12 protein-coding genes and 1 tRNA gene are annotated in these 12,204 nt (G+C 62.4%); 8 read left to right on the top strand and 5 right to left on the bottom strand.

Features of this window, described 5'->3' with window-relative positions; genetic code table 11:
- Positions 1–37 precede the first annotated feature (37 nt).
- Entirely contained in the window at positions 38–391 is a 354-nt protein-coding gene (locus BMW89_RS20785) for an HU family DNA-binding protein (RefSeq protein WP_283805330.1), read from the bottom strand.
- Positions 392–620: 229 nt separating this feature from the next.
- Between BMW89_RS20785 and BMW89_RS20780 the strand changes: the two genes are divergently transcribed.
- A complete protein-coding gene (locus BMW89_RS20780) occupies positions 621–2,489 on the top strand; it encodes an acyltransferase family protein (RefSeq protein ID WP_092028845.1) in 1,869 nt (622 codons plus the stop codon).
- 210 nt (positions 2,490–2,699) lie between these two features.
- On the opposite strand, the gene BMW89_RS20775 is transcribed toward BMW89_RS20780, so the two are convergent.
- From BMW89_RS20775 to BMW89_RS20760, 4 genes are all read right to left on the bottom strand, one after another.
- A tRNA-Asp gene (locus BMW89_RS20775) sits at positions 2,700–2,776 on the bottom strand.
- 160 nt (positions 2,777–2,936) lie between these two features.
- On the bottom strand, positions 2,937–3,140 hold the full coding sequence (locus BMW89_RS20770; RefSeq protein WP_092028844.1) for a hypothetical protein: 204 nt from the start codon (positions 3,138–3,140) through the stop codon (positions 2,937–2,939).
- A 140-nt stretch (positions 3,141–3,280) separates the two neighbouring features.
- Positions 3,281–4,573, bottom strand: a complete 1,293-nt coding sequence (locus BMW89_RS20765) for a spinster family MFS transporter (RefSeq protein WP_092028843.1) — start codon at positions 4,571–4,573, stop codon at positions 3,281–3,283.
- Between the two features lie 62 nt (positions 4,574–4,635).
- Positions 4,636–5,826, bottom strand: a complete 1,191-nt coding sequence (locus tag BMW89_RS20760) for an aromatic ring-hydroxylating dioxygenase subunit alpha (protein WP_092028842.1) — start codon at positions 5,824–5,826, stop codon at positions 4,636–4,638.
- A 193-nt stretch (positions 5,827–6,019) separates the two neighbouring features.
- Here BMW89_RS20760 and BMW89_RS20755 point away from each other — a divergent pair, with 193 nt between their 5' ends.
- The 7 genes from BMW89_RS20755 to BMW89_RS20725 all read left to right on the top strand — a co-directional run bounded on the left by BMW89_RS20755 (position 6,020) and on the right by BMW89_RS20725 (position 12,204).
- Positions 6,020–6,535 (top strand): MarR family winged helix-turn-helix transcriptional regulator, encoded by a 516-nt coding sequence (locus tag BMW89_RS20755; RefSeq protein ID WP_092028841.1) that lies wholly within the window; start codon positions 6,020–6,022, stop codon positions 6,533–6,535.
- Between the two features lie 172 nt (positions 6,536–6,707).
- Complete coding sequence (locus tag BMW89_RS20750; protein ID WP_502686397.1) at positions 6,708–8,999, top strand: TonB-dependent siderophore receptor; 2,292 nt, start codon at positions 6,708–6,710, stop codon at positions 8,997–8,999.
- A 22-nt stretch (positions 9,000–9,021) separates the two neighbouring features.
- A complete protein-coding gene (locus tag BMW89_RS20745; protein WP_092028839.1) occupies positions 9,022–10,158 on the top strand; it encodes a PepSY-associated TM helix domain-containing protein in 1,137 nt (378 codons plus the stop codon).
- The gene (locus BMW89_RS20740) at positions 10,158–10,373 is read left to right on the top strand and encodes a hypothetical protein (protein WP_092028838.1); all 216 of its coding nucleotides are present in this window, start codon (positions 10,158–10,160) and stop codon (positions 10,371–10,373) included. Before BMW89_RS20745 ends, BMW89_RS20740 begins: the two co-directional genes overlap by 1 nt.
- A 261-nt stretch (positions 10,374–10,634) precedes the next feature.
- Complete coding sequence (locus tag BMW89_RS20735; protein WP_007603535.1) at positions 10,635–11,000, top strand: NADH-quinone oxidoreductase subunit A; 366 nt, start codon at positions 10,635–10,637, stop codon at positions 10,998–11,000.
- Positions 10,991–11,578, top strand: a complete 588-nt coding sequence (locus BMW89_RS20730) for a NuoB/complex I 20 kDa subunit family protein (RefSeq protein ID WP_092028837.1) — start codon at positions 10,991–10,993, stop codon at positions 11,576–11,578. Before BMW89_RS20735 ends, BMW89_RS20730 begins: the two co-directional genes overlap by 10 nt.
- An 11-nt stretch (positions 11,579–11,589) precedes the next feature.
- Positions 11,590–12,204, top strand: a complete 615-nt coding sequence (locus BMW89_RS20725; protein ID WP_092028836.1) for an NADH-quinone oxidoreductase subunit C — start codon at positions 11,590–11,592, stop codon at positions 12,202–12,204.

The following is a 12,204-nucleotide window of genomic DNA, read 5'->3' as shown; positions in this document are numbered from 1 at the left end:
CCGGACCGGCGCGGATCGGGCTTAACGAATAGGCACCTCAGATCGCCTCTTTCAGTTCCTTGACCGGGCGGAAGGCGACCTTCTTGCTGGCCTTGATGTGGATGGCCTCGCCGGTGGCGGGATTGCGGCCGGTGCGGGCGGCGCGCTTGCGGACCTGGAGGATGCCCAGGCCCACGATGCGGACGCGGTCGCCCTTCTTCAGGTGCCTGGTGATCAGCTCGACCATGTCGGTCAGGACGGCCTCGGCGCGCTTCTTCGACAGGTCCTGGCTCTCCGCGATGTCGGCGGCGAGGTGCTTGAGCGTGATAGTGGCGGGCGCGGCTGCCTTCTTCGCCATGTCTGGCCTCCTCGATTCTTTGCCCGGGCGGCCCCGCCACCTCCTAAACGGCAAAGTTCCGGCAGGCCTAGACGATTCGGGAGCGGACTGACTACGCCAGCCGTTCGGCCGGGGTATTTTCGTCATTTCCTGCCCAATGCGGCTGTCCGATCGGATCTTACCGCCCGGGACAAGGGAAAACCCCTCCGTCCCGACCGGTTGTTCCACGCCGAAGGTTGCAGACACGCGTCGGTTGCGATTTATTGCTAAATGTTTCTAAGGGGCGCAATTTATGCGCTGAGGCATGGGCAATCAGGACAGCGCGTACCGACCGCACGTTGATGGTCTTCGAGCTATCGCGGTTTCTCTAGTCGTTCTGTATCACGCCTTTCCTGAGCAGCTTCCCGGCGGCTTCATCGGGGTCGACATTTTCTTTGTGATCTCGGGATATCTGATCACCGGCATCATCGCCCGGGACGTCGGCGGCGGCCGCTTCGATCTGCTCGAGTTCTATGCGCGGCGCGCGCGAAGGATTTTCCCGGCCCTGCTGCTGGTCCTTTGCGCGACCATGGCCGCTGGTTACAGGTGGATGCTCCCGGATGCCTATCGGCAGTTGGGCATCGACACCTTTGCGAGCGCGGCGTTCTCGGCAAACATCGCCCTGATGCTGCAATCCGGCTACTTCGATGTGGAATCGGCAAAGAAGCCACTTCTGCATTTGTGGTCGCTGGGAATCGAGGAGCAGTTTTATGTCCTTTGGCCGCTGATCCTGACGATCTCTGCGCGGCTCGGTGCAAGTCTGTTTCGTGTGTCCCTGGTTCTTGGTCTGGCTTTGTTTCTCCTGAACCTGTCGCTGGTCGGTTCATATCCAGTCCTGACCTTTTATCTTCCCTTCACCCGCGCTTTCGAACTGCTGGCCGGTGCCGCGCTTGCCATCGGGTGGCGCGAGACGAGTGACGGGCGGTGGCACGATCCTCGGGCTTTGGCGGGTGCATTGTTGATCGCATTCGCGGCCGGGACGTTCGATAGCACCGTTGCTTTTCCCGGATGGAGGGCCGCACTGCCGGCCGCCGGCAGCGTGCTCTTGCTGTCAGCGCCTGGTGCGTGGGGTAACCGCTTTATCCTTGCGAGTCGTCCGATGGTGCGGATCGGTCTGATCAGTTATCCGTACTACCTCTGGCATTGGCCGCTGCTCGTCTTCTTCGCAATGGTGAAGTCCAGTCGGCTGACAGATATCGAACGAGGGCTGACCATCTGCCTGAGCATGTTGCTGGCGTGGGCCACTTATCGGCTGGTTGAAATTCCGATCCGGCGTGGAAACAGTCCTGCGCTCAAAGCCCGCACGTTGGCTGCGTGCATGGCGGTGGTCGCTGCTGCCGGCGTCGTTGTGATCCGCTGGAACGGCTTCGACGCACGGTTACCACCAGAAGTGCGCGCGATAGCTTTCGTTGCGACCGATGCAACCGGGTGGCGCATCAACGAATGCCTTTTGGATCTCGGCCGCAAAACCGAGTACGCGGAGGCGTGCGTTGAGCGCAAGAACCATCCGATAATCTTGCTGTGGGGGGACTCGACGGCCGGGGCGCTTCTGCCGGGACTGCGGAGCGCCCAGGAGACGCGCGGCTTTGGCATAGCACAGTTCACTGCCAACTCCTGCATTCCTGCGCTCGACGGACCTTCGCCTTGTCGAGACAACAACGCCCGGGTGCTCGAAATCGCAGCGAAGCTAGCTCCTGATATAGTGCTCCTGCATGCCTATTGGGGGATCAATTTCGACGGCGTCGCCGATCTCGTTGTGGCGCTCAAACAGCGTACGCACGCGCGTGTCGTTGTTTTAGGGCGTGTGCCGGTCTGGCGCCGCGGGCTGCCGAGCGAGGTGCTTTGGTACTACTTGCGGCGCCAGGAACTCATTCCGGAACGGTCAAGTGGCGGCCTTCTCTCGAATTGGCAAGATGCCGTCATGCGGCAGAAGCTCGAACCACTCGGTGCGGAGTTCATCTCTGCATGGGATGTTCTGTGCGACACGCGCGGATGCTTGACGCGGACCGGGCCGGCGGCGAGCGATCTGGCCTACAGCGATAACGTCCATATCAGGGAGACTGCATCGATCCTCCTTGTGGCGGCCGTTATTGACAAGGTCCTTGGTGGAACGCCGAGGTTATACGAGCGCTAAAGGGCGCAGAAAGGGCCGTCCGCACCTGTCTTCCGGCGCACATGGGTCCGCAAGGTCGCGCCGCGGTGCCTGGGCAAGGGGCGAGGATATTTCCGAACCTGGATTCGCGGTCGACGGAGCCAAAAAGTCCGCAGCCTCGAAGGAATTGGCGGCAGAGCGCCAGAAACGACGTGTCAAACCGGCTTTAAGTAATTGAAATTACGCCATGAATGGCGCGAGAGACGGGGCTCGAACCCGCGACCTCCGGCGTGACAGGCCGGCGCTCTAACCAACTGAGCTACTCCCGCGTGGTTCGCTGAAAGCGCGCGGAACGAGGGGGGACTTAAAGGCGGGGCTGGGTGAAGTCAAGGACGTTGCGCTTTGCCTGCGCATCTCGGCTAAGCATTGCTTTGGAAAACGAAAAAGGCCGCCTGGCGGCGGCCTCTGGTCAACCTGAAACAGGGCGTATCAGCGAATCTCCGACGTGCCCGCGCTGGTCACCACCACCGGCTTGCCGGCCTTGATGACGTGGGTCGACTGGGCGGTCTGGCTGTAATCGGCGTTGGTGCGGGCTGCAATCCCGAAGGCGGCCACTGCAATACCGGCCACCAGCGCCACCACCACGATCTTCATGTGGGTACCACGATCAGCGGAATGAATTGAGTGGTTCATTTGAGCCTCCCGACGGGCTTTGCCGCCGTCTATGGCTCCTTCTTAAGGACCATCTGTTTCCGGATGGTTTCGCGGGTTCCGCAAAATGGTTTCATCTTTACGCCCGGTTGGTTTCCCGGGGCTTGCCGCGCAGGACGGGCTCAAGCCGCCCGGCCGATATCGTCCCGGATGGTCCGCGCTGCCCAGACGAACAGCAGGGCGCCGAGCGTGGTCGTGACCGCCGCCGAGAGCAGGGAATAGCGCACGGCATCAGCGCCATAGCTGCCCATCAGGGCGTCATTGACCACACCCACGGCAAGCGGGCCGACGCCCTGGCCGAAGCAGGTGGCGGTGAGCGCGATCAGGGCGGAGGCCAGCGCCCGCATGCTGGGCTTGGCCACCGTCTGCGCGATCGCAAAGATTGGGCCGAGATGAAAGCCGACCAGGAACGAGGTCAGCGCCAGCATGGCCACCATCATCTTGAAGTCCTGGGTCAGCATGCACAGCGCGAACACGGGGCCGGCAAGGCCTGAAGTGATCGCAGGCGCCCACAGCTTCCAGCGGTCGTCGCGACGGCTGATCTGCGCCACCACGATGCCGCCGAGCAGGGTGCCGGCCATGCCGGCGAGCCCCTTGAAGGTGCCGGCATAGGTGCCGATCTCGGCGCTCGACAGATGGTGCACGCGCGCGAGGAACGGGGGGATCCAGGCCGCGGTCGCGTAATTGGTGTAGGTGGTCAGGCAGAAGCCGATCAGGACGATGATGAAGCTCTGCTGCGACGCCAGGAAGCGCAGCGTCGGGCCGAGCGGTTCGGGCACAAAGCTCTCCTGCATCGCGCCGCGCTTCGGCTCGGAGATCGTTAGCCACAGGACCAGAGCGAGCAGCATGCCCGGCAGGCCCGCGACGAAGAAGGCCATCCGCCAGCCATAGTGCTGGTTGACATAGCCGCCGATGAAATAGCCGAGGAAGACGCCGAGATAGGTGCCGATGGCGTAGATGCCGAGGGCGCGCGGGCGCTCGTTCTTGGCGAAGAGATCGGCAACGATCGACTGCGAGGCCGGCGAGCCCGCGGATTCGCCGATGCCGACGCCGATGCGCGCCAGTGCCAGCGAGGTCACGCTCGAAGCCGCGCCGCACAGCGCCGTCATCGCGCTCCAGAACGCAAAGGCGGCGGCGACGATGTTGCGCCTGTTGAGCCGGTCGGCGACGCGCGCGATGGGAATGCCGAGCAGGGAATAGAACAGGGCGAAGCCGAAGCCCGCCAGCAGGCCCATCATGGTGTCGCTGAGGGCAAACTCCTTCTTGATCGGCTCGATCAGGACGTTGAAGATCGTGCGGTCGAGGAAGTTCAGCGCGTAGATGATGGTGAGCAGGCCCAGCACGTAATAGCGCCGTGGCGACGGCGTGGCCGCAGCAGTCGTTTGCACCGACATCTGTGACGTCACATCGACCATCGCATCCCCCCAATTTGTCTTTGTTATCGTTGTCGGTCCAGCCCTGATTGGAGCTGGTTGCATCATGCGTCGCGGATGTAATTCCCCGCTTCGAATTCGACCGGCGCAGCACTCGCGTCGAACGACACGCCGACCGGGTCGCGATCTGCGGCCATTGCGTCCAGCTGCTCGCTCAGCATGCGCCGGATCATCAGGATGCCGCGGTCGCTCTGGCCGAAATGCTCCTCGGAATGAATAGTCACCTCGCCCTGGCCGACCTGAGCCTCGTAGTCGCCGGGGAATTGCTGGTGCTCTTGCTCCGTCATGTCCCACCAGAATTTTCCGTTGAATTTTGAGCGCATGCGGCCGATGTCGCCGGAGTTTTTCACGCGGCCGGCGACGTAGATGCGGAACGAGGTGTCGTCGATCGGCAGCGTCCAGCCGATCGACTCGACGCGGGCAAATTGCGCCACGCGCGGGTTCGGCACCACGCGCAAGGTGGGGAGGGCGGCTTCAGTGACGCGATAAAACACACGGCCGTCATCCTGCTTGCGGATCGAACGCACGGCGATGCCGCGCGGCGTCTTGTCGAACGTCACCTCCGGCATCGAGGCCATCATGTTGGTAAATTGCGGGCCTGAGAACGAGCCGTGCAGCACCGGCACGTGATAGGGATCGACCACATTCTCGAAATGCTGGAGCCAGTTGCAGGGGATGATGGCTGGTCCGCCGCCACCGATCGAGGAATCGTCGGCCTCGACGAACTCACCGTCGTCCATGTTGTCCAGGCATTCGTAAGCCGGCAGCACCGGGCGTTTCTCGGCCGGGCCCATATAGGCAAAGATCAACCCGTAGCGCTCCTCGACCGGGTACCAAGGCTGGCGCACCTTGTCCTTGAACTGACCGCCGTCGGGCTCGCAAGGCTGCTCGAGGCACTGGCCCTCGGCGTCGAACTTCCAGCCGTGATAGCAGCAGCGGATGCCGTCTTCCTCGACCTTGCCGTAATAGAGCGTGGTGCCGCGATGGCAGCAGCGGGCGTGCAGGAGGCCGACGCGGTCGTGCTTGTCACGGAACAGGATCAGATCTTCGCCCAGCGCACGCACCTTTTTCGGCGTGTCGGTGGCATCGCTGACAAGCCCGACCGGATGCCAGTAGCGGCGAAGCAGTTCTCCCATCGGCGTTCCCCGGACGACCGAGGTGAGCTCGCTGCGCGTGTGTGCCGGCTTCATCGCATAGCCGGTGCCGAGATCGCGATCCCGCTGGGTCATCGTCATGTTGTTCCTCCCGCCGCGGGCCTTGGTGGCCGGGTCGCTTCTTGATGCGGTGTCCCAGTGAAAAATAATTCAATGACAATGTCAACGATCTTCCGAGTGCCTCTTTTTCGCATTTCGATGAGGCTGGGGAGGTTGCGCTACCAAGACACGACCAGCACTTGGCACGCCCCGGCTTTCTTGGCAGAGGTGGATCATGAGCCAGACATCGAGCAGGGATGGGCACGCGTCGCCCGATGCGGACGAAAGCCACTCGCCGGCGCCGATCACCGTGATGCTGTCGTCGCGGTTGATGGTGCTGGCCAATTTGCTCAAGCGCGGCGCCATCCTGCGCTACAAGCGGCTTGCCGGATTGTCCTCGGTTGAGTTCGGCCTCGTCGCTTCGCTCGGCCGCCGCGCGCCGATGAGCGTGGCGCGGCTCGCCGAAGCCGTCGGCCAGGACAAGGGACAGATCAGCCGCGCGCTCGCCGAACTCGTCTCGCGCAAGCTGATCGCGAAATCGGCGAACCCGAAGGACAGCCGCGAGGTGCTGGTCTCGCTGACCGCGGCAGGGCTCGCGGCGCATGATGCCATCGTCGAAGGCGCGCAGGACCGCAATCGCCAATTGCTGGAGCAGTTGAGCAAGGACGAGTTCCAGACCCTCCTGGCGCAGATCGATCGCCTCACGGCGACGGCCGAGAAGTTGCTCGAAGCCGAGAAGACTCCGCGCTGATCTCGCAGCAATCTCCGCAAATGTTGGATCGCTTCTAAGAGCCTTTCTAAGAGTTGCTCTAAGAAGTTTTCAATTAGGGAATTCGCGCGCGCTCACCTAAGCGTCACCGCAAACGCATGCCGTTGGGGGAACGACGGCATGACGCAAGCAAACAGACATCTTGGGGTGCGCGTTGAACAGTCTTCGTATGTTGCGGTCAGCCGTCCTGGCGACCGCGTCCGCTTTGGTATTGATGCCCGAGGCATCGCTCGCACAATCGTCAACGCAAAGCGGCGCGCAGAATCTGCCGTCGGTGACGGTCGAGGCATCCAAGCAACAAGCGCGGCCCGCAGTTGCCGCTCAACGCCAGGCGCGCGGTTTGAGAACGGCGGCTCGCGCAAGGACACGTGCAAACTCAGCCGCGGCCCCTGCACCAGCGGCCGACCGCTCTGCAGCCTCGGGCACCAGCGAACGCGCGAATGGGCCCGTCACCGGCTACGTCGCGAACCGCTCGTTGACAGGCACCAAGACAAACACGCCGATCATGGAAACTCCGCAATCGTTGTCTGTGATCGGGGCCGAACAAATTCGCGATCAAAATGTCAACACGAAATTCGACGAGACCTTGCGCTACACTCCCGGCGTTTTCGCCGGTACGTTCGGCAACGACACGCGTCAGGATTGGTTTCAGATCCGAGGCTTCCCGTCTCAGGACGTCGGCACTTTCCTGGATGGCCTGCAGCTGTTCTCGACTGCGTTCGGGACCTGGAAGCTTCAGCCGTGGAGCCTTGATCGCGTTGAAGTTCTGCGAGGACCGTCTGCAGTTCTGTACGGCGGCTCAAGCCCCAGCGGCATCGTGAACGCGGTCAGCAAGCTCGCTTACGGCGAACCCATTCGCTTCATCGAGGCGGGGGTCAACAACTTCGGCAACTCCTATGTCCAGTTTGACGTTGGTGGACCGGCGACACTAAGCCAGTCCGACGGGAAGCTCTTCTATCGCTTCGTCGGTCAGGTTCACGGTGGTGGAACGCAGGTCGATTTTACCAACGACAACAGCTATTTTCTTTCGCCGTCGTTCACGTGGATGCCCGATAGCGACACCCGCTTCACGCTGTATGCCCAGGTCTCCCACACCGACACCCGTGGTCAAAATTTCCTGCCGTATGTCGGGACGGTCGTGAACGCTCCTTATGGACGCATTTCCACCAGCCTGTTCGCGAGCGATCCCAGCGTTGATCGCTTGCGGCGCGATCAGGAGATGATCGGCTATCAATTCGAAAAGAACCTCTCGGACAGCGTGACGATCCGCCAGAACGCACGTTACGCCCACGTGGACGTGCTCTATTCAACTCTGTTCGGGCTGGGCACGACCACGCCTGGCGACGTGACTTTGAACAGAGGAAACTTCTTCGTTCGCGACAAGGCGGGGCAGGCCGACGTGGACACCCAATTCGAGTACCGGGTGGCGACAGGCCCCGTCGCGCACACGTTCCTCGTCGGGCTCGACCTGAAGCATTACGGAATTGACGACTATCAAGGGTTTGGCGGCGCCACTGGGCTCAATCTCGTCAACCCGGTGTATGCGCCGACGGCCGAGTTCAGCGGGGTGGCCGGCACGAACCATTATCTGACGCAGAGTCAGAAGGCGCTCTATGTTCAGGATCAGATGAAGCTGGGACGTTTCACTTTCGTGTTGTCCGGACGCAATGATTGGGTCAGCACCGTCAACAACAATCATGTCGGGGCAGATCAGAGCCGCGAGGACAGCCGTTTTTCGGGCCGTGTCGGCGCGATCTATAATTTCGATATGGGTTTGGCTCCTTATGTCTCCTACGCGACGAGCTACAATCCGGTCATCGGCACCAATTCTTCCACCGGCAACCTGCTTGTGCCTGAAACCGGTGAACAGGCCGAAATCGGATTGAAGTACCAGCCGGTAGGATTGAACGCCCGTTTCGGAATTTCGCTGTTCGATCTGAAGCGAAAGAACGTTCTGACCAGCGATCCGACCTTCGTCGTCGGATCCATCCAGACAGGAGAGGTCACCTCGCGTGGTGTGGAACTCGAGGCTGTCGCCAACATCACGCCGGATTTCAAGGTCACAGCGAGCTACACCAACTTCGACCTGTTCGTCAGCAAGGACCTCAATACGTCCCTGATTGGAACTGTTCCGACGAACACGCCGAGGCAGCTTGCCTCGCTCTGGGGTGATTACACATTCCGCGAGGGAGCGCTGAGTGGGGTCGGCTTTGGCGGCGGCGTTCGATATGTCGGCTCGTCGTTCGCGGACACAGCCAATACGATGGTGGTGCCATCCGTCGTTCTCGGCGATCTTGCCGTACACTACGAGTGGCAAAATTGGCGGGCGGCGGTCAACTTCATCAACATTGCGGACACGATCTATGTCGCGAGTTGTTCATCGGCTGGTTCCTGTTTCTACGGAGACCGCCGACGCATAACCGGGAGCCTTTCCTACAAATGGTAAGCGCGGGCGAGGGGAGGGCCTCGTGAAGGCACGCACTGTCAGGCTCTGGTCCGTGGTCCACAGCTGGACCAGCCTGATCTCGACCGTTTTCCTGCTGCTGCTTTGCCTCACCGGCCTGCCGCTGATCTTCCATCACGAGATCGATGAGCTCTTGGGCTATGCCCCCCGGCCCGAAGCTCATGCGGGCGCGGCGCGTGCGACGACCCAGGCGGTCGCCGACGCCGCGCTCGCCGCCGATCCCGGCCACGTGCTGCAATATATCTCGTGGGATAAGGACGAGCCCGGCACCGTCACCGCCTTCACCAACAGCGCTGTCGATGGGTTACCTGACAACACCACTGTCCGTGCTTTCGATGCGGTCTCGACAAAGCTGCTCGGGGCGGTCGGTGTCGGCCCGATGCTGATCATGCTCAAGCTGCACACCGACATGTTCGTCGGCCAGCCCGGAAAGCTGTTCCTCGGCGGGATGGGGCTGCTGTTCGCCATCGCCATCATCTCCGGCGTGGTGCTGTACTGGCCGTTCAGCCGCCGGCTGCGCTTTGCCACCATTCGCGACAGCACCTCGCGCCGTGTGCGCTGGCTCGACTGGCACAATCTGATCGGCGTCGTGACGGTCGCCTGGGCGCTGGTGGTGGGCCTAACCGGCGTCGTCAACACCTGGGCCGAGCTGATGCTCAGTCAGTGGAAGGTGACCGAGCTCGCCAGCATGGTCGCGCCCTATGCCGGCAAGCCGCCGCCGACGCGTCTCGCCACGCTCGATGCCGTTGTCGCGCGCGCCAGGCAGGCCGCGCCCGGGATGGAGGTCGCCTTCATCGCGTTTCCGGGTACGCCCTTCACCTCCTCGCACCACTTCGCCGCCTTTATGCGCGGCGATACGGCCTTGACCGCGCGGCTGCTCAAGCCGGTGCTGCTCGATGGCGAAACCGGGGAGGTCGCCGACAGCCGGGCGCTGCCGGTCTATCTCCAGGCGCTGCTGATCTCGCAGCCGCTGCATTTCGGCGACTATGGCGGGCTGCCGCTCAAGGTGATCTGGGCCGCGCTCGACGGGCTCACCATCGTTGTGATCGGCAGCGGCCTCTATCTCTGGCTGGCGCGGCGGCGCAAGCGCGCGCCTGCCAAGGCCGACGCATTCGCCAGACGAGCCCCGGTCCTTTCCTGATGCATGGCTCCCCTGACCGCTCGCGCCTGTGGATACGTGTCTTTGCTGCACCTATCGTGCTCGCGGTTTCGACCATCACGGGTCTGCTGGCCGCGCTGCTCTGGGGAACGGTCGGCCAGTATGTCGCCTGGGTGACGGTCGGGGCCCCGGTGCTGGTCATCTGCTGGGTTTGGGTGCGCCGCCGCACGCAAAAATCCAAGCATTTGACCGGGTGATGCGCAGCAAGTAGCTGCCTCGGCGCGTGCGCCGCAATCTCAGAAGCGCTGCCCTGCAAAACTGTGGCCACCCTTGCTGGCTTTTCCGATCTGCTCCATACCAGCGCGGGGTGATTCCGGGATTTCCACCGGTCTGGGAGCAGCAAAGGGCCTAAAAAGAGCGTGTCTTGCGCCCATTGGTGCACTGCGCTAAGGCTCAGAACAATTCCAAACTGGACGAATCCGTGGCTGTCCCGAGGCCGCGGGAAAAAGGGCTCGTCAATGAGCGGCATTCTACAGAACTATCTTCCACTCGTCGTCTTTATAGGGGTAGCGGGCCTCATTGGCCTGGTGCTGCTGATCGCGCCCTTCATCGTGGCGTTCCAGCAGCCGGACCCGGAAAAGCTGTCGGCGTATGAGTGCGGCTTCAACGCCTTCGACGACGCCCGCATGAAGTTCGACGTTCGCTTCTATCTGGTCGCCATCCTCTTCATCATCTTCGACCTCGAGGTGGCATTCCTGTTTCCCTGGGCAGTGGCGTTCGGCAAGCTTGGCGCGACCGGCTTCTGGTCCATGGTGGTGTTCCTCGGCGTGCTCACGGTCGGGTTCGCCTATGAATGGAAGAAAGGGGCACTGGAATGGGATTGAACCCTTCATCGTCCGCTGGCCCGGCCATCGCGCCGGCCCCCAAGGGCATTTTGGATCCGTCGACCGGCCGTCCGGTCGGGGCCAATGATCCGTTCTTCCTCGAGGTCAATTCCGAGCTGTCCGACAAGGGCTTCTTCACGGCCGCGACCGACGACCTCATCACCTGGGCGCGTACCGGCTCGCTGATGTGGATGACCTTCGGTCTCGCCTGCTGCGCCGTCGAGATGATGCAGGTGTCGATGCCGCGCTACGACGTCGAGCGCTTCGGCTTCGCCCCGCGTGCCTCGCCGCGCCAGTCCGACGTGATGATCGTCGCGGGCACGCTGACCAACAAGATGGCACCCGCGCTGCGCAAGGTCTACGACCAGATGCCCGAGCCGCGCTACGTCATCTCGATGGGCTCGTGCGCCAATGGCGGCGGCTATTATCACTATTCCTACTCGGTCGTGCGCGGTTGCGACCGCATCGTGCCGATCGACATCTACGTGCCGGGCTGCCCGCCCACGGCGGAAGCGCTGCTCTACGGCGTGCTGCTGCTGCAGAAGAAGATCCGCCGCACCGGCACCATCGAACGCTAAGGTTTTACGTCATGGACGACGCCAAGCTCGACGCCCTGGGGCAGACGATCGTGAGCGCGCTTCCGGGCGCCGCCATCGGTCATTCCGTGGCCTTCAACCAGCTCACGGTCGATGTCGAGGCCAGCAAGATCGTTGAGGTGGTCAAGTACCTCCGCGACGACCCGAGCTGCCGGTTCATCAACTTCACCGACATTACGGCGGCGGACTATCCCTCGCGCGAAAAGCGCTTCGACGTGATCTATCACTTCCTCTCTCCGGCCCTGAACACGCGGATCCGGCTCAAGGCCCAGGCTGACGAGACCACGCAGGTGCCGTCGCTGATCGAGGTGTTCCCCGGCGCCGACTGGTTCGAGCGCGAGGCCTACGACCTCTATGGCGTGTTCTTTGTCGGCCATCCCGACATGCGCCGCCTGCTGACCGATTACGGTTTCGAGGGCCATCCGCTGCGCAAGGATTTCCCGACCACCGGTTTCGTCGAGGTCCGCTACGACGACCAGGAGAAGCGGGTGGTGTACGAGCCCGTCCGGCTCAACCAGGAATTCCGCAAGTTCGACTTTTTGTCTCCGTGGGAGGGCGCCGATTATCCGGTGCTTCCGGGTGATGAAAAAGCAGGGCCGAAGGTCTGA

It is taken from the genome of Bradyrhizobium sp. OK095, from assembly GCF_900109945.1.
GTDB lineage: Bacteria > Pseudomonadota > Alphaproteobacteria > Rhizobiales > Xanthobacteraceae > Bradyrhizobium.
This window is presented reverse-complemented; position numbering and strand designations above follow the sequence as displayed.

What these genes read in the sequence shown, in the direction of transcription:
- BMW89_RS20780 (WP_092028845.1), top strand. Translation starts at nt 621, where the DNA reads ATGGGCAATCAGGACAGCGCGTACCGACCGCACGTTGATGGTCTTCGA.
- BMW89_RS20770 (WP_092028844.1), bottom strand. Translation starts at nt 3,140, where the DNA reads ATGAACCACTCAATTCATTCCGCTGATCGTGGTACCCACATGAAGATC.
- BMW89_RS20765 (WP_092028843.1), bottom strand. Translation starts at nt 4,573, where the DNA reads ATGGTCGATGTGACGTCACAGATGTCGGTGCAAACGACTGCTGCGGCC.
- BMW89_RS20760 (WP_092028842.1), bottom strand. Translation starts at nt 5,826, where the DNA reads ATGACGATGACCCAGCGGGATCGCGATCTCGGCACCGGCTATGCGATG.
- BMW89_RS20755 (WP_092028841.1), top strand. Translation starts at nt 6,020, where the DNA reads ATGAGCCAGACATCGAGCAGGGATGGGCACGCGTCGCCCGATGCGGAC.
- BMW89_RS20740 (WP_092028838.1), top strand. Translation starts at nt 10,158, where the DNA reads ATGCATGGCTCCCCTGACCGCTCGCGCCTGTGGATACGTGTCTTTGCT.
- BMW89_RS20735 (WP_007603535.1), top strand. Translation starts at nt 10,635, where the DNA reads ATGAGCGGCATTCTACAGAACTATCTTCCACTCGTCGTCTTTATAGGG.
- BMW89_RS20730 (WP_092028837.1), top strand. Translation starts at nt 10,991, where the DNA reads ATGGGATTGAACCCTTCATCGTCCGCTGGCCCGGCCATCGCGCCGGCC.
- BMW89_RS20725 (WP_092028836.1), top strand. Translation starts at nt 11,590, where the DNA reads ATGGACGACGCCAAGCTCGACGCCCTGGGGCAGACGATCGTGAGCGCG.